This is a genomic window from Flavobacterium ovatum, assembly GCF_040703125.1.
In the GTDB taxonomy this organism is placed as follows: Bacteria; Bacteroidota; Bacteroidia; order Flavobacteriales; family Flavobacteriaceae; genus Flavobacterium; species Flavobacterium ovatum.
Genome location: NZ_CP160035.1, coordinates 3,641,034 through 3,658,120, shown reverse-complemented (window position 1 = coordinate 3,658,120; position 17,087 = coordinate 3,641,034). Strand labels below are relative to the sequence as shown.

The window sequence follows — 17,087 nt, the reverse complement described above, 5'->3', positions numbered from 1 at the left end:
TATGAATGCAATATTCACAGATGCTAGTTTTCAGAATATGATGAATGTAGCAAATCGTTATGGAATTAGTGCTAATGCTGTTACTGACTTAACGCAAGCACTTATGAAAAGTAATGGAACAATGGCACAATTTTACATTCCCGAATTAGGTGGAGGAGGTCAATGGATGCAAGGCGGAATGACAATGGTTGGTGATATGTTCAATAATCAACTTAAAAATACTGTAAACGGACTATGTATTGAATTATCAAATTTGATCAATCAAGGAGCAATACAATATGTTCCTTTACCTAGACTAGAAAGCCAAAACGGTTCTCAATGTGGTTTTAGTAGTAACTGGTGGGGAGATTTAGGTATTCCTAATTCTACAGGAAGTCAAAATAATACAAACTATGCTGTTTTTTCGAATATTGGTCGTTTAGCGATCCAAGAAAACGGAAAAGTAACTGTCTTTGATACACTTGACAACCATATTGGTGGCGTAGGTCAACAGCAAGGTGGTAATTACTCTGTAACATTTACAAGCCAGTATGGTACGGTAAATTTAAGTTCATTACCTATTATTTCAGGTGGAGAGGATAGACCGCAACCACAGCAAGTAAATAATAATAATAATAATAATAATAATAATAATGAGGTTCAAAATCAAGCACTAATTGTTGAAGAACCAGCTCCAGTATTTACTAATAATAAAAGTGATTTTGAAGAAGACATTTTTGTCAAAATAGAAAAATTGGCGGCATTAAAAGATAAAAATATTCTTTCGATAGAAGAGTTTGAAAACAAGAAAGTGGATTTATTAAGCCGATTGTAAAAACAAGTTCTTTATAATTTAAAGCTCCACTATCTAAATGCAAATTCAGTTGGTGGAGTTTTTTTTATGCCACCTACTAAATGTTTTATTTATCATCATTAAGTTCATTGATGATCTCAGCCACTAATTGGTATGATTTTATTCTAGATTTTTGATTGTGACAATTGGTTGTAACGATTAATTCATCTACTCCTGTTTTATCCAGAAAATCTTTTAGTTCATTCTTTACCTTGCTTTTAGAACCAATAAAAGTATAAAGAGTCATTTGTTTTACAGCAGGGTGTTCTAGCGTTTCTCTTAATTCTGGAGTCATATCACAAGCTTCATCAAGAGCTTCTCTTTTTGCACCTGTCAACAAGCTAACAATCATTTTGATAAATGACGTTGCCATTCGCTCGGCTTCTTGATCAGTATCAGCAACAAAAATATTAATTCCTGCCAATATATACGGTTTTTCAAGCTCTGGAGAAGGCATGAATTCCTTACGGTAAATTTCCAATGCAGGAAACAATTGTGCCGTAGCAAAGTGACTCGCAAAAGCATAAGGAAGTCCTTTTCTTGCTGCCAAATGGGCACTGTCAGTACTCGAACCTAGTATGAAAATAGGAACAGAAACGCCTTCGGCTACTGGAGCTCTTACTTTAGCATTTTGATTGTTTATAGAGAAATATTTTTGAATCTTTTCTATCTCTTCCGGAAAGGAATGCGCTGCATCCATAAAATCAGACCGAATCGCTCGAGCCGTTTCTTGGTCCGTTCCAGGTGCTCTTCCTATGCCCAAATCGATTCGGTTAGGGTACATTGTTCCCAAAGTTCCAAACTGTTCTGCAACAATAAGTGGGGAGTGGTTAGGAAGCATAATTCCGCCAGAACCCAGTTTCAAAGTAGTGGTAGCTTGTGCAACATGACCAATCAAAATAGCGGTAGCAGTACTTGCAATCGCAGGCATATTGTGATGTTCTGCTAACCAATAGCGTGTATAACCAAATTCTTCCGCTTTTTGAGCTAGGCTAACCGTATTTTTAATGGTATCATTAATAGAACTTCCTTTGGTAACAACCGCAAGATCTAAAATTGAATAAGCAATAGGTTTGTCGTTCATATTATTTAATTTCATTTGTAATAGGTTTAAAGAAAGGTTGATTTACTATTAAAGAAAAGCCTAAACCAAAAATGGGTTTTGATCCAGGCTTCTCATTAATAAAAGTAACGTGAATACGAAGAATAAAATCAACAAATCATAATTAGTTCGTATTAAAACTCAATTACGAATTCCTCTGTAGGTGTTCTCACTTTTTTCATAGGAGCGATCCAATCACTTGGTGTATCAGCGTAACCTACATACATTAAAGAAACACTTTTTAGTCCAAGATTTTTTAATTCTAACACTTCATCCACGACACTGTTGTCAAAACCTTCTACAGGCGTACTATCTACTCTTAATTCAGCAGCTTGCCCTAAAGCAAGTCCAAGTGCGATATAAGTTTGTCTCGCAATGTGTGCAAAATTTTCTTCAGCAGGTTGGTCAAGATAAATTTTCTTTAACATATCAGTATAGCTACCAAAACGTCCTCTTTCTAAGCCGCGCTCATCTGTGGTAAAATCATACACTTTATCAATTCTCTCCGCTGTGTAGCGATCCCAAGCTGCAAATATCAACACATGAGAACAATCTCTCATACATTCCGGGTTCAAAGCTCCTTTTACTAATTTTTCTTTTAGTTCTTGATTTTCAACAACAATTACGTTGAAAGGTTGTAAACCTGAAGAACTAGGCGCTAAGCGAGCTGCCTCTACAATTTTATCTATATTTTCTTTGCTTACTTTTTTTGTAGAATCGTACGCCTTTACAGCATGTCTCCAGTTTAAATCTTCTAATAAAGCCATTTTTATTTATTTATGTTTTGAAAAATAATTTGATTTAATCGTTTTAATCGGTCAATTTAATTACAATATTTCCGTTGCTAGCAGTTCCGTTTTCACCATCAATAGCGACAGTTTTTGTAGTTTACAATGTTTTATTCCTGTTTGTTAGAAATTTTAGTAATGATGTTTTTTAAGACTAATAAATCTTCTAGTGAAATGTTCATAGATTCCATCAATTGTCCCGGAATACAATATGCTTTCACTTTTAGGGCCTTCCCTTTTTCGGTTAACGATATATTGACTAAACGTTCATCAACCGTACTTCTAATTCTAGAAACAAACTCTTTATGTTCCATTCGTTTCAGTAAAGGAGTTAACGTTCCACTATCTAGTTGTAGTTTTTCTCCAATTTGATTGACCGTTTGTTCTTCGTATTCCCACAAAACTAGCATTACCAAATATTGAGGATAAGTAAGTTGCAACGCTTCTAACAAAGGACGGTATTGATTAATAATTTCCTTTGCAAATACGTAAACTGGAAAACAAACTTGTTCGCTAATATGTAATTGGTCTTTCATCTTTTTTATTTGATATCACAAAGGTAGGGCACAATTAAATTGCGTACAATTTAATTGTGAAAGATTATTGTTTATTTAACTATTGTTAGAGAGAAGATAACATTTTCTTATTTCACACAGATGCGCAAAGAATAAAAAAAATATAAATTATATAAGTGTGGTTTTACAAATATAGGCCACAATGTTTGTCATTCCAATGGAATATAAGAAAGTAACTTCAAATCAAGATATCTTGTTAAATTACGATTGAGAGTAAAAACGAGGAACATCTGCTGGTTGATTTCTACCATCAGCTAAACTTCGAAAATCCTTTCCTGTAGGCTCTTCAAAAACTTCTAGTTGAAATTGAGATGTAATGGTTAGTAAATGATCAAAAATATCCGATTTTATTTGTTCAAATTTCACCCATTCTTTTTCATAAGTAAAACAATAGATTTCTAATGGCAATCCTTTAGAAGTAGGCTCTAATTGTCGAACCATATTCGTCATTTCGGTATTGATATGAGGATTTGCAAGAATATAGTTTTCAGCATACACTCTAAAAACACCAATGTTTGTCAAACTTATAGCGTTAACAGGATTAGATTCACCATCAGATAAGGCAGCGTTTAATTTTTTAATTTCTGCTTCTTTTTCTAAGATGTAATCTTTTATAAGGGTGTATTTTTTAAACTGTTCCAGCATTTGATCATCACAAAAACAAAAACTACTGACCTTGAGGTAAATGGATCTATTAATTCTACGGCCTCCTGAATTACTCATACCGCGCCAGTTTTTAAAGGAATCATTGATAAAAGCATAAGTAGGAATCGTGGTGATTGTTTTATCCCAGTTTTGAACCTTAACCGTACTTAAATTAATAGACATTACATCTCCATCGGCATCATATTTTGGCATCGCAATCCAATCTCCTACACGTACCATATCATATACAGACATTTGAATACTGGCTACAAAACCCAATATAGTATCTTTGAAAATTAATAACAAAATAGCCGTCATCGCTCCCATGGCGCCTAAAAAGTAAAACGGACTCTTTCCTAAAAGTAAAGATAAAATAAGAATTCCACCGACAAAATAAACCATGATATTCAATACTTGAATGTAGCTCGAAATAGGCTTGTCTTTGAATATAGGTGACTGAGATAAGGCTTCATTAAAGACTGCTAGTACAGCATTAATTGTCCAGATGATGACCATAAGTAGTATAATCGTGGCTAGAGTAACGGCATATTTTGAAATTATAGGATACTGTCCAAAAATAGAAGGCACTGCAAAAATGATAATAAGTGCAGGTATAATCAATGCAAGTTTGTCAAATATTCTTTTCTCGACTAAGATATCGTCCCAAGTAATCTTAGTTTTTAAAAATAGTTTGTGTATTGAACCTACAATTATTTTTTTGGTTAATAGCCAAGCAATGAAGCAAACAAGGATTAAACCAAAAAGAAGTATTGGGAGATTCATGTATGAAGCAATATGAGGTTCAATACCAAAAAAATCCGTTAACCATGTTGGGTCAAGTTTTATAGAAGCATATTTTTCGTCAAATAGAATCATTGCATTAATTTATTTTATGCAAAGGTAACATTCATAATTTAAGATAAGAATAGAACGTAAGTATTGGCCTTTTCTTAACAGTATGTTTTTTATTTCAAAGCGATACGTGGCAGTTTTTTTTTACATATTAAGTCATTTAAGTTTTGCCGAGTATTGAAAAGTTTTTTAAACCAATCAGTAATAGAAACGGATATAAGTGCTTTGTACAAACAAGTTACACAACATTTGTCGTGTCCCTCTAATGGCTACAGTTTTTTGGAGCAGAATGATTTCGTTTTTTAAGAAGCTTAGTTGCTGTAATTCTTTTCACGCAAAGTTCACTGAACTCCTCTGAAATTAAATATTTAAGTAAAGTAATCTTGTGGAAGCACTTCCCAAAGCGTCAGGATATGCTCCCACAAGAATTTTATTTCTATCGGAGATAAAGACGAAAGCTTGTGTTTCTTTTTGGAAAGGTTCTAGCGCTAGCAAGCTGTTAGATATGTATTTTGGATATAAAATTAGAGAGGTATATGAGTTGGGTCAGTAAACATAACTTCCCATTGGTGTCCATCAATGTCGGCAAAGCTGTCGTAATACATCCAACCGTGGTCAGTACTTTCTCTATATCGTGTTCCACCATTTTCAAGAGCAAGTCTTACTATGCTGTTAACTTGCTCTCTGCTGTGAACTTCTAATGCTGTCAAAACTTGTGTTGTTGAACTATCTGATATTGGTCGGTTCGTAAAAGTGCTAAAAAACTCGTGAGTTATCAGCATAGAATACATTAGGTCTTCCTGTAATACTAAGCATAATGCTTTGTCATCCGAAAATTGTTCGTTGAATGAAAATCCGAGTTTTGACCAAAAGGCTCTTGTTTTGTCAAGATCTTTAACTGGTAGGTTTACATAGATAGATTTTACTTTCATATTATCAAGTTATTTGTTGTTATAAAACGATTATAACTATTTCATAATATGCAAGTTGATGCTTTTTTTTAGTTTTTAAAAATAATTTTGAAAGTTTTTTTATTCTTTTCATTGTCTTGAAGGTACATCTAGTGCCACCGTTGGTTTCTAAAGGTTTTGTTTAAAACATATAAGAGTCATTTAAGTTTTATGATGCAAATAAAATCGACAAAGTGTTTGCGCAGAACGAAGCAATCACGCAAACGGCATTTGTACGCAGAATAGGAAGTCTAAAAGTAATTAAGTGCAAAAATATATTGAAGATGTTTTACATAAAAACTCCTGTTATTGTAAACAAATAACTGGAGTTAAAAAAAGATGTAAATCTATAGATTTATTTTTAGGAAGGGACGACATTTCGGGCATAAATGGAACGCTTGCGCTAACATTGATAATTAATTAAAAAATAGTCTAACTTGATTATTCCCGTATGTCGATTTTTTTTAAATGCCATAGAACTAGTATATAAGCGCTAGTTTATACCTTGTTTTTTAAATTTTAAAAACAATAATTAAGTTTTTTTCTCTCATTTTATCAACAACTCATCTTTCGATTTCAAAATCCCTAGCCCAGATCGAAGCGGCATCCTTTTATTTTGGGATGTAGTGGTAGCGGAATCCCGAAATAAAAGATATAGCGGATAGCTGGAAATAGCTCCTTAAAAAAACTAAATTTAGGAAAGTGGAAACTTGAATAGTTTTTTGTATTTTTGCACTCCAAATAAAGGACTAAGGATATGTTAGATAGACTTCAAATAGTAAAGCAACGTTTTGATGAGATTTCGGATTTGATTATTCAGCCGGATGTGATCTCTGACCAGAAACGTTATGTACAGCTAAATAAAGAATACAAAGACTTGAAAGCATTGGCTGAAAAGAGAGACGAATACGTGCTCTTGATGGCTAATATTGAAGAGGCAAACGAAATAATTTCTGACGGTAGTGATGCAGATATGACCGAAATGGCCAAGATGCAACTGGATGAATCTAAGACAAGATTGGTAGAATTGGAGGAGGAAATCAAATTTATGTTGATTCCAAAAGATGCCGAAGATGCCAAGAATGTCATGGTGGAGATTCGTGCTGGTACGGGTGGGGACGAAGCGAGTATTTTTGCTGGTGATTTGTTCCGTATGTACACTAAATACTGTGAAAACAGAGGTTGGAGGACATCTGTAGTGGATATGAATGAAGGGACGTCTGGTGGTTTCAAAGAGGTAATTTTTGAAGTTACAGGTGAGGATGTTTATGGAACGTTGAAGTTTGAAGCTGGTGTGCACCGTGTGCAACGTGTTCCACAAACGGAAACTCAAGGTCGTGTGCATACATCGGCAGCTACAGTTATGGTTTTGCCAGAAGCGGAAGAGTTTGATGTACAAATTGATATGAATGATGTGCGAGTGGACTTCTTTTGTTCGTCTGGACCTGGTGGACAGTCGGTAAATACAACCAAATCAGCAGTACGTTTGACACACGTTCCTACGGGATTGGTGGCGCAATGTCAGGATCAAAAATCACAACATAAGAATAAAGACAAGGCATTTATTGTATTGCGTTCACGTTTATACGAACAAGAATTAGCCAAAAAACAAGCGGAAGATGCTACAAAACGTACATCGCAAGTAAGTTCTGGTGACCGTTCAGCTAAGATTCGTACCTATAACTACGCTCAAGGGCGTGTGACTGATCACCGTGTAGGATTGACTTTATACGATTTGGGAAATATTATGAATGGTGATATTCAGAAAATTGTTGAAGAGTTACAATTGGTAAATAACATGGAAAAATTGAAGGAAGCTAGTGAAGTTTTCTAAATTTTGAAACTATAATATATAAAAAAATGAGGCCTTTCGGACCTCATTTTTTTTTGAATATATAGATACTTATTTTTTAGCTTCGGCATTTTCTTCTGATTTTGCACCCATGCGGTTTACTGTGTACATTGGGGCAAATTTAAGTTTTAAAAGTGCAATTTTTCTATTGTCACTTCCTGTTAATCCTTCTTTTTCAACCGTGTTTTTTCGGTTATCTAAAGCTTCATAAACTAGTTTTATTTCGTCCCAATCTTCACGAGAATAAGAATCTTTGTTCTTTTGTACTGTAGTGACAAAGTTGTCATAAACAGCAAGGATATTGTCCTTATTTACCCAGTTGAACTGCATGTCATCACTGATGTAATTAGGTCCAAATAGTGATTTGTAATATTGATTTTTCAAGTTTTCTTTTTGAGCTACGATTTTCATCTTGAAACCCTCGTATTTGGTTGTTGCTTCGTCCAGTTTGGCTTGATTTTTTTCTTTATCAGTAGCAGTAGTTAAAGCCAAATCAGCTTCCATTTTTATATGGTTAAACTTTATTTCTATGGCTTCCCAATTTTCGCTAGCTTTTTCTTCTGCAACATTACTTACAGAGTCAATATATTGCGAATAAGATTTTAGTTTCTTTTCAGCATTTTTTTGACTTTCATTTTTACAGGATGTAAAAACTAATGCTGTTGCGACTATAAAAAATGTTACGTGTACTTTTTTCATTTTTTCAAATTTGAGATTATTATAGTTCTATTGCAGCCCCCTTTTGGTTTCTTCAGAAGCAATAGTTCCTTACAATATTTCCTTATTAATTTTTTTGATATTGTCGATGTCTGCTTGGCCATTTTCTATATACTTCTCTCCTTTTTGCATGGCTGCATTATATTTTTCAGATATTGTATCCTTTAATTCATCAATCTTACCTTTGATTTCATCTGTAGTTTTAGCAGTTTTTTTAGCAATTTTTTTGCGTGTATTGGCTCCTTTATCTGGTGCAAATAAGATTCCTAAAATAGAACCTATAGCAGCAGCTCCTAAAATTCCGATGATTGTTTTATTTGTTTTCATAGTTTAATTTTTTTTGATAATTATTAAATTCCTTTTCCTTTAATGATTCTTAAAATAATAGCAATCAAGGCGATTACTAAAAGTATGTGGATCAATGATCCTGCGCTGTATACAAAGACTCCTAGAGCCCATGAAATAATAAATATTAGTGCGATTAAATACAATAAATTTGACATGATTTCTACGGTTTAATGATTAGTTTAATTTTAAAGTCATGTATAGACTTACATTGCTGTTTTTTCCATCAGGTAAAGTATAAGTAGTACCTCCTGAGTTTCTCTCTTTCCCTACATTGGTTAATCCGTAATTATAACGAGCCCCAATTCCTATGGCGTCAAAGTCTAATCCAATTCCTGCAGATAATCCCACATCAATTTTGTTGAAGTTGTCATTGTTTATATTGTCTTCAAAATTGTAACTTCCGCTATCAGATTTGTTGATTGTCTTCGCATCTAATAGGTAAGCAAAATAAGGACCTGCATGTACGCTTATGTTTTTAGTCAGATTTCCTTTTACTAACAATGGTACTTCGATATAATTTAAATTAAATTGTGCTTTCCCTTTTGCAAAAATATTGTCATAGGTTAATTCAGATCCTTTTCGACTGTAGATTATTTCAGGTTGAAATGCAGCAAATTCAGTGATGGGAATTAGGAAATATACACCTGCATTAAAACTAGTTAGAACATTGTTATCATGGACATCCTCAGTGTACATATTAGAGAAGTTTACTCCTCCTTTTACTCCAAATTGTGCTTTACCAGTATTGATTTGAGCTTGAGCCGTAGTAGATCCCAGTCCGATTATAATTGCCAGGGTCGCTAATGTTTTAATTGAATTTTTCATGTGACTTGAGTTATATTGTTTCTACATTACAAAGATGCAATAGTTATGAAGTCTATCTGTTACAAGATATTTGAAGTGTTTTATAGAATTACCATTTAGTACAAAAGGGATAAAAAAAAACTTCTCGATTAGAGAAGTTTTAGTTTTTTTTATAGATTTTAGAAAGTTCTATTTCAGCATCTTGTAGTGTTTTTTCCTTAGAGATAATTTCGACGGAATGTACTATTTCGGCAAATTTGGAGGGTAAAATAGGCGAGGAAAATTGTAGGGCATAGTTTTTTGCAAATTCTGCTCCAAAATATAAAATTACAGAGGAGTAATAAACCCAAACCATTACAATTACAAAAGAACCTGCTGTACCATATACATCTTGAATATTAGAATTTGCAATGTAAAAGGAGATAAAAAATTTACCTGTCATAAATAAGATTGCCGTACCAAAGGATGCTAGCCGAACTTGTTTCCACTTTATTTGTGCATCCGGTAAAATGGTGAAAATTGAACCAAATAATAATGAAATTATAATAAAGGTAATGAGGCTATTGAATGTATAAATAAAATAATAAAAGGTACTGGAATAAGAAGCGAAAATATGGTCGCTTAACGCATCCATAATTGTTGAAATCCCTAAAGAAACTAGAAGGATAAAACCAAAGCTTCCTATCACTCCAAAGGATAATAGTCGAGATTTAAAGTATAACCAAAAACCGGATTTTTTTTTTGGTTTTATTCCCCAAATCGTATTAATTGAATCTTGAATTTCAGCAAAGACGGAAGTAGCTCCAATCAATAGAGTAATAACACCTATAAATCCAGCCATTGTACCACTTTGAGAAAGCGATAAGTTTTCAATTATAGTTTGTATTTGCTGTGCGCTTGATGGACCTACAAAATTTTTTATCTGGTAGAATATTCTCCCTTCAATGGCTTCTCTTCCCCAAAACAAATCAGATAAGTATAATAAAACTAATAATAAAGGTCCCATTGAAAACATGGTTATGTAAGCTAATGAGGCACTCATTTTTAAAACTTTATGTTCTGAAAAACTATTGATAGTATGCTTAATGACCGTCCATAAGGAAATTATATATTGTTTAGAGAGTAGCATATTTCTATAAGTTAAAACTAGTTTTTAAACCTTCATTATTGTTATCAAACATTATTTTAGCTTCTTCAGCATATGTTTTAAAATCAGGGCTTATTGTGGTGTTTTTTATTTTTTCAAGTAACTCTATTTGGGTTTTAATTTCATTTATTAAAAGTTTTGCTAAATAATGAGTTGAATTTTTATTTTGGAGGGAATCTGAATTTATATTTAAATTGTAAATAGGTTTGGGCATTATAATTAAATTCCTTTTGGTTAACACCTTCAAATTAAGTTCGTTTTTTCGGTGGTCTTCCCTTATTTTTAAAATTAGTGATAGGTTAGGAATGGGTTTGTTTTGATGGAATAATATGGAACTAATTTCCATAATTTTTTTATTGGATTCATTTAAACTTATCAGGCTGTTAAAGTCGATTGTTGATTTTACATCTTGAGCAGGTTCTTGAATGAAGAAGTTATTATAATCTTTTTTTTTATTTTCACAGGAATAAATCAAACTTATAACAAAAATAAATAAGAGAGTGATGGGGATTATTTTTGAAAGGAATTTTATTTCCATGACTATATTTTAATACAAAATTAAAAATATTGCTCTGAAATGAATTACATGATTCATTTCTATATTTATATAATTTCCATTTTCTGTATTAAATAGGGATATAAAAGGTAAAGGTTGTTCCAATGTTGGGTTCACTTGTTGCATAAATGAATCCATTATGGTTTTCAATTATTTTTTTGCAAATAGCTAAACCTACGCCTGTTCCTTGGTATTCTGTTTTTCCGTGAAGGCGGTTAAATAGTAAAAATATTTTTTCGGCATGTTCTTGTTCAAACCCGATACCATTATCCGTAAATTTAAATTTGTGATATTTTTTGGTACTATTCTCTCTAATTAAAGAATCATTTTCAGCAATAATTTCAGAATGGGAAATCGAGATTTGAGGAGCGATGTCTTCTTTTGAATATTTTATAGAATTACTCAATAAATTTGAGAAAAGTTGTTGCATCTGAAAAGAGACTCCTTTTATTATAGGCAAAACAGTTTTACCAACTTGAGCATTTGTGTCTTCAATATTTTCAGATAATTCAAGTAAACTATTTGTTAAAACTTCATTTAAATCGATTTCAACAAAGTTAGCATCGGATCTACTAGTCCTAGAATATTGTAGTAAATCATTGATAAGTACTCGCATTCGATTAGATGCGTTTTCTATTCGAGATAGGTATTCTTTACCAAAATTAGAGAGATTTTCTTTTTCCTTATCATTAATTCGGGAAATAAATGTTTGAATTTTTCGCAGTGGTTCCTGTAAATCGTGACTAGCAACATGGTTGAATTCGTTCAATTCTTTTATATTTTGTTCTAATTCTCTGTTTCGATCTTTAAGCTGTAAACTTTTATTGAAATCTTCGGTAACATCTTGTGTTGTTCCAATCATGCTTTGTATTCCTGTCAAGTCAATAAAAGAAGTAGCACTCGTTTTAAACCGTCTAATTTTACCGTCTTTTCTAATGATTCGGTAACTTATTGTTGGGAAATACTGTTCTACCTGTGCCTTTTCATGTGCATTTGTGATGATGTGTTTGTCTTCTGGGTGTACAAATTCTAGAAATTGGTCGGCTGTAGGATTAAAGGATTTTGGCTCAAAACCCAGTAATCGATATTGGTTGTCCGAAAACAGATATTGTAATGTATCGTAGTTTAATACCCAACTACCATATTTTCCCAATATTTCTGCCTGCTTACTGGATTCTTCAAAGATTTTAAGTTCGTTGTAATTCTGTTTTAGCAATTTTGTTTTATTATCTTCTAAGGTAATATCTTCTGTAACCCCAAGTACTGTTTGGTTTTCTAGTTTGTCAGTGAATAATTTACCTGTAGCTCTTAATAATCGTACTTCTCCATCGGGACGGATAATTCTAAAATAGGAATACGGTAGGTCTTGATTGGTTAATATTTTTTGAACAATTTGACTTGTAATATCTAGGTCTTCAGGGTGGACAAAGCGATTGAAATTGTCATTACTTGCTTCAAATGATTGTGGCTCAACGCCAAGAATTCGATAAAAATTGTCAGAATAAATTATTTTATTATTAATTAAATCCCATTCCCAGGTTCCAAATTCAGAGAGTATCTCCGCTTGATAACTCAAAAATTGTGATTTATTTAGTTCAATATTAGCGGCTTGTAGTTTTTCTACATCTTTATTCGTTTTATAATAAGCAAAAACTAATACTAGTAGAGTGATAAATAAGATACTAAGGGTGAGTATTGGCGTAAGGTAAACTTGGTTCTTATAGAGTTGATTACGATTTTTTAGATACATTTCTTCTAGCGCAATCATTTCATTCAGTTTGTTTCTGATTCTAACTAAAAGTTCGCTGCTTTCTCTGAAGTTTTTTTTGAAGTAATAGTTTCTACTTAGATCAACATTGCTGTTTATATCATTATAATTGGAAATAGTTTCATAACGCTTATCGATAATTTCAAATAGTGATTCTAGTTTTCTTTGTTGAATAGGATTGTCTGATGTAAGTTTTTTTAGTAGTAAGAAAGAGAAATTAATGTTTTTAGTGGCAGTTTGGTAAGGTTTTAAGTAGATACTATCTTTTGAAATTAAATAACCCCTCATGCTGTTTTCAGAATCTTTTATATTAGAAAATAAATGTTCTAACTCAAGATTCACTTCATAAGTATGCATGAGCAATTTGGAAGAATCCGAAATGTTTTTTATATGCTTAACGGTAATGACACCAATAAACAGCAATACCGTTAAGCTTATAGCAAATATAATTTTGTGATAAACGGATGATTTATATTTGTTATTTTTCATGAATTATAATCGGAGTAAAAAATTTTCTTTATTCAAACCATTCGTATGGTATTGCCAATTGATCACAACAACATCGGATAATATTTTTTTTAAGTCATTGAAGTCACTCGGTTTTTTGATATAGATATTAGCGCCCAAAACAAAGGTGTTTTCAATATCCTTTTCAGAAGAAGAGGTAGAGTAAATTGCGATGGCAATATCCTTAAAGGCATCATTTTTTTTGATTGCTTCTAAACATCCAATTCCGTTTAAAATGGGCATATTTAAATCCAAGAAAATAAGATTAGGCAAAATAGTTTCAGGATGATTTAAATAATTCAACAACTCCTTCCCGTTGTTCACTGTGTTTATAACGGTATTTATTTTTATCTCATCAAAGGCATCTGTGAAAAATAGCCTGTCATCTTCATCATCATCTGCCAGAGTTATAATTATAGAATCGTGTTGCATATGTTTTTAGTTTAAATTTTGAGAAGCGATTTCTCTTCTTTTTTTAATAATTCTTTGAAAAGCCGATGGTGTAATTCCAGTTGTATTCTTGAATTGGGAACTTAGGTGAGCTACGCTCGAATAATTGAGCTTAAATGCAATTTCAGTCAATGAAAGTTCACTATTGATAATTAACTGCTTGGTATGTTCAATTTTTTGAAGAATAATAAAATTCTCAATAGAAGTATAAGTTACTTCAGAAAATAAATTGGACAGATAACCATAACTATGATTTAATTTTTCTGCTAAATATACAGAGCTTTTCACGTTTACATTCACTTCTTCGCAAAAAACCATTTCAATTATGATATCTTTTATTTTTTGAACCAATATTGTTTTTTGATTTTCTACGATCTCAATTCCATAAGGGACTAGTGATTCTGAAAAAGTTTTTAATTGTTCTTCAGATACATTATTTAAAAACTCAACCTCTCCAAAGCCTAAAACTCTATATTTGATTTGGGAGCTTTCTAGTTTTTCCGAAAGAACTTTATTACAAATACTATTAAAATCAAATTTTATAAAAACCTTCATATTACTTGTTTTTGTTACGAAATTAATCAAATATATATCTAAAATCAATTGGATATTATTTTGTTAATTAAAATTAAATACTCACTAACTATTTCTGGAGTCTTATTTTATTCCAAATTTTTAATCGGTATTTTGCTTTGCTACTAAAATACTTTTCTTTAGCTTCACCTAATAGAAAGCCAATGACTTTTAAGTTCTTAGTGTTGTCAAAAACAACTTTTAACGAAGCCGTAATAGGCAATGCTAAAATCATACCAGGAATTCCCCATAGCATTGAAAAAAGTACAATAGATAAAATTGAGGCAAAAGCATTTAATGAAACTTTATTGCCTGTAATTTTAGGAGTTATGAAATTTCCTTCAATAAATTGAATGAATCCAAAAATTCCAATTACACCCACAGCATACCAATAAGAGTCTTTGGTTGCTAAGGCTATTAAAGCAGGTAAAATAGAACCTATAATAATACCAATATATGGAACAAGTAATAATAAGGAGCATAAAAAACCAAAGAAAAAAGGATATTCAATGCCTAATATCAATAAACCTATACTATTGAGTAAACCTACAATAGCCATTACACTCACTAAGCCTAGCATGTAATTTTGCTGCACTTTATAAAGCTCGCTTAAAATTTGTCTTGTTTTGGCTTTGTTATAAAATCCTGATGTAGCTTTATAAATAAAACTCACCAAGAAATTTCGATATAATAAAAACAAAAACATATACAAAGGAGATAAAATAAAATCACTAAGCACTCCTCCTGATTTGGTTAAAAATGGGATTATTTTATTAGAATTTTGTTTTACAATTTCTTTTACTTCAAGTTTATTATTCCCTACAATATCCTTGCTGCTAACTCCTAAGTCATGTTCCATTTGTGCAAATAAGGGAATCGTTTTTTGTTTAATTTGAATATAGTATTTACTGCTTTTGCTCATGATCTCTTCAAATTGCATACTTATCAAAGCAAAAACTAAGAAAATTATTGCTGAGAAAATAATTATAGCTATGGTGATTGAAATAATACGATTAAAGCATAAACGGGACTCAAAAAATTGTACAATTGGGTAAATTAACACACTTAGAATAATGGCAAATAATAGAGGGATTATAAAATCTTGTAAAAGATATGCTATAAATACAATTAAGACAACCCCTAATAAATCTAGTGCGATATGATTTTTACCTGACATAATTATATTGTTTATTAAATGATAAGCTAGCCTATTGGTTATTAATTCATTAAAAATAAGAATTAATAACCAATAGGCTTCTAGTTTTTTTGTTGAAATAGTATAAACTACAACTCGGCAATAACTTTTCTGATTTTGTCTTTAGATTTCCCTAGTTTTACTTCAAGTTTTCCAAGTATTTCTTCTTGTTTTCTTTCGGCTAATAATAAATCGTCATCTGTTATATCAGCAAGTTTTTGTTTCAATTTTCTTTTTAATTCGTTCCAATTTTCTTTGATTTCTGTAGTATTCATAATTATGTATTAGCTGTTAAATGAATCTATAATTTAAACCAGATTTACAAAGATATTGTGGTAATGTATCATGTCACTTATACAATTTTTTAGGATTATTATAAAATTTCAAGTTATTTAGATTCTAGTTTGTAAATTTGCCAGCTGAATCCATATAACAGATGACTACAGAACAACTTTTTGACCAAATTCAACTAAAAAAATCTTTTCTATGCGTAGGCTTAGATGTTGATTTAAACAAGATACCGGAACATTTATTAGCACTTGAAGATCCTATTTTTGAGTTTAATAAAGCCATTATTGACGCAACACATGATTTGTGTGTGTCATACAAACCAAATATTGCTTTTTTTGAAGCATACGGAATCAAAGGCTGGATGTCTTTGCATAAAACTATCAATTATATCAACGAAAATTATCCAGAGGTATTCACTATTGCTGATGCTAAACGTGGCGATATAGGAAATACTTCTTCGATGTATGCCAAAGCTTTTTTTGAAGACTTGAATTTTGATAGTGTGACCGTAGCGCCTTATATGGGGAAAGATTCGGTAGAACCGTTTTTAGCTTTTGAAAACAAACATACCATCATGCTTGCTCTGACTTCTAACGAAGGAGCTTTTGATTTTCAAACCTTGAATGTAGGCGGAAAAGAATTGTACAAGCATGTATTAGAAACGTCTAAAACTTGGAACAATAGCCAAAACTTAATGTATGTAGTGGGTGCGACGAAAGCTGAGTATTTTACAGAAATCCGTAAAATTGTTCCAGATAGTTTCTTGCTAGTACCAGGAGTAGGAGCACAAGGAGGAAGCCTTTCTGAAGTTTGTAAGTATGGGATGAACGACAAAATAGGGTTATTGATTAATTCTTCAAGAGGAATTATCTATGCTTCTAAAGGAGCTGATTTTGCAGAAAAGGCTAGAGCCGAAGCTTTAAAAATGCAACAGGAAATGGAAGTGATTATGAGCTTGAAGTTGTAGTGTTTAAAAACTGATAAATATTATTTTTTTATCATTAAGTAATTAAGTTTTATTTAGCTTAACGGAGGTATTATTAAAATTCAAACATTTACTTAATTTTTCTAAATTCCTTAAGGGTTTGAGTTTTAAACAAAGCTTTAGGTTAGGGTCAACTTTTTAAATAATTAA

The 17,087-nt window shown here is 31.8% G+C and carries 19 protein-coding genes; 3 read left to right on the top strand and 16 right to left on the bottom strand.

Annotation, left to right across the window (positions count from 1 at the left end; translation table 11 throughout):
- Window position 1 precedes the first annotated feature (1 nt).
- Window positions 2–814 carry an SHOCT domain-containing protein gene (locus ABZP37_RS15250; protein WP_366183956.1) on the top strand — a complete coding sequence of 271 codons (813 nt, stop codon included), beginning with the start codon at window positions 2–4 and terminating at the stop codon, window positions 812–814.
- Window positions 815–899: 85 nt separating this feature from the next.
- On the opposite strand, the gene ABZP37_RS15245 is transcribed toward ABZP37_RS15250, so the two are convergent.
- The 5 genes from ABZP37_RS15245 to ABZP37_RS15225 all read right to left on the bottom strand — a co-directional run bounded on the left by ABZP37_RS15245 (window position 900) and on the right by ABZP37_RS15225 (window position 5,726).
- The gene (locus ABZP37_RS15245) at window positions 900–1,916 is read right to left on the bottom strand and encodes an LLM class flavin-dependent oxidoreductase (RefSeq protein WP_366187550.1); all 1,017 of its coding nucleotides are present in this window, start codon (window positions 1,914–1,916) and stop codon (window positions 900–902) included.
- Between the two features lie 152 nt (window positions 1,917–2,068).
- Complete coding sequence (locus ABZP37_RS15240) at window positions 2,069–2,701, bottom strand: NAD(P)H-dependent oxidoreductase (RefSeq protein ID WP_366183955.1); 633 nt, start codon at window positions 2,699–2,701, stop codon at window positions 2,069–2,071.
- A 131-nt stretch (window positions 2,702–2,832) separates the two neighbouring features.
- Window positions 2,833–3,258, bottom strand: a complete 426-nt coding sequence (locus tag ABZP37_RS15235; protein ID WP_366183954.1) for a MarR family transcriptional regulator — start codon at window positions 3,256–3,258, stop codon at window positions 2,833–2,835.
- A gap of 240 nt (window positions 3,259–3,498) precedes the next feature.
- Window positions 3,499–4,818, bottom strand: coding sequence for a mechanosensitive ion channel family protein (locus ABZP37_RS15230; RefSeq protein WP_366183953.1), 1,320 nt, complete (start codon window positions 4,816–4,818; stop codon window positions 3,499–3,501).
- Window positions 4,819–5,318: 500 nt separating this feature from the next.
- On the bottom strand, window positions 5,319–5,726 hold the full coding sequence (locus ABZP37_RS15225; RefSeq protein WP_366183952.1) for a VOC family protein: 408 nt from the start codon (window positions 5,724–5,726) through the stop codon (window positions 5,319–5,321).
- 775 nt (window positions 5,727–6,501) lie between these two features.
- On the opposite strand from ABZP37_RS15225, the gene prfA reads away from it, so the two are divergent.
- On the top strand, window positions 6,502–7,578 hold the full coding sequence (gene prfA / locus ABZP37_RS15220; protein WP_366183951.1) for a peptide chain release factor 1: 1,077 nt from the start codon (window positions 6,502–6,504) through the stop codon (window positions 7,576–7,578).
- Between the two features lie 69 nt (window positions 7,579–7,647).
- Here prfA and ABZP37_RS15215 read toward each other — a convergent pair whose 3' ends face one another.
- From ABZP37_RS15215 to ABZP37_RS15165, 11 genes are all read right to left on the bottom strand, one after another.
- Window positions 7,648–8,295, bottom strand: coding sequence for a hypothetical protein (locus tag ABZP37_RS15215; RefSeq protein WP_366183950.1), 648 nt, complete (start codon window positions 8,293–8,295; stop codon window positions 7,648–7,650).
- A gap of 69 nt (window positions 8,296–8,364) precedes the next feature.
- Entirely contained in the window at window positions 8,365–8,640 is a 276-nt protein-coding gene (locus ABZP37_RS15210) for a YtxH domain-containing protein (protein WP_366183949.1), read from the bottom strand.
- Between the two features lie 23 nt (window positions 8,641–8,663).
- A complete protein-coding gene (locus ABZP37_RS15205) occupies window positions 8,664–8,816 on the bottom strand; it encodes a lmo0937 family membrane protein (RefSeq protein WP_366183948.1) in 153 nt (50 codons plus the stop codon).
- Between the two features lie 19 nt (window positions 8,817–8,835).
- Window positions 8,836–9,486, bottom strand: coding sequence for a porin family protein (locus tag ABZP37_RS15200; RefSeq protein WP_366183947.1), 651 nt, complete (start codon window positions 9,484–9,486; stop codon window positions 8,836–8,838).
- 139 nt (window positions 9,487–9,625) lie between these two features.
- Complete coding sequence (locus ABZP37_RS15195; protein WP_366183946.1) at window positions 9,626–10,594, bottom strand: YihY/virulence factor BrkB family protein; 969 nt, start codon at window positions 10,592–10,594, stop codon at window positions 9,626–9,628.
- A gap of 4 nt (window positions 10,595–10,598) precedes the next feature.
- Entirely contained in the window at window positions 10,599–11,150 is a 552-nt protein-coding gene (locus tag ABZP37_RS15190; RefSeq protein ID WP_366183945.1) for a hypothetical protein, read from the bottom strand.
- Between the two features lie 88 nt (window positions 11,151–11,238).
- Window positions 11,239–13,425, bottom strand: coding sequence for a PAS domain-containing protein (locus ABZP37_RS15185; RefSeq protein ID WP_366183944.1), 2,187 nt, complete (start codon window positions 13,423–13,425; stop codon window positions 11,239–11,241).
- A gap of 3 nt (window positions 13,426–13,428) precedes the next feature.
- Window positions 13,429–13,875, bottom strand: a complete 447-nt coding sequence (locus tag ABZP37_RS15180; RefSeq protein WP_366183943.1) for a response regulator — start codon at window positions 13,873–13,875, stop codon at window positions 13,429–13,431.
- A 6-nt stretch (window positions 13,876–13,881) separates the two neighbouring features.
- Window positions 13,882–14,448, bottom strand: coding sequence for an AraC family transcriptional regulator (locus tag ABZP37_RS15175; protein WP_366183942.1), 567 nt, complete (start codon window positions 14,446–14,448; stop codon window positions 13,882–13,884).
- Window positions 14,449–14,536: 88 nt separating this feature from the next.
- Window positions 14,537–15,643, bottom strand: coding sequence for an AI-2E family transporter (locus tag ABZP37_RS15170; protein ID WP_366183941.1), 1,107 nt, complete (start codon window positions 15,641–15,643; stop codon window positions 14,537–14,539).
- Window positions 15,644–15,750: 107 nt separating this feature from the next.
- Entirely contained in the window at window positions 15,751–15,936 is a 186-nt protein-coding gene (locus tag ABZP37_RS15165) for a general stress protein CsbD (protein ID WP_366183940.1), read from the bottom strand.
- A gap of 161 nt (window positions 15,937–16,097) precedes the next feature.
- Here ABZP37_RS15165 and pyrF point away from each other — a divergent pair, with 161 nt between their 5' ends.
- Window positions 16,098–16,919 carry an orotidine-5'-phosphate decarboxylase gene (gene pyrF / locus ABZP37_RS15160; RefSeq protein WP_366183939.1) on the top strand — a complete coding sequence of 274 codons (822 nt, stop codon included), beginning with the start codon at window positions 16,098–16,100 and terminating at the stop codon, window positions 16,917–16,919.
- The last annotated feature ends 168 nt before the right edge of the window (window positions 16,920–17,087 follow it).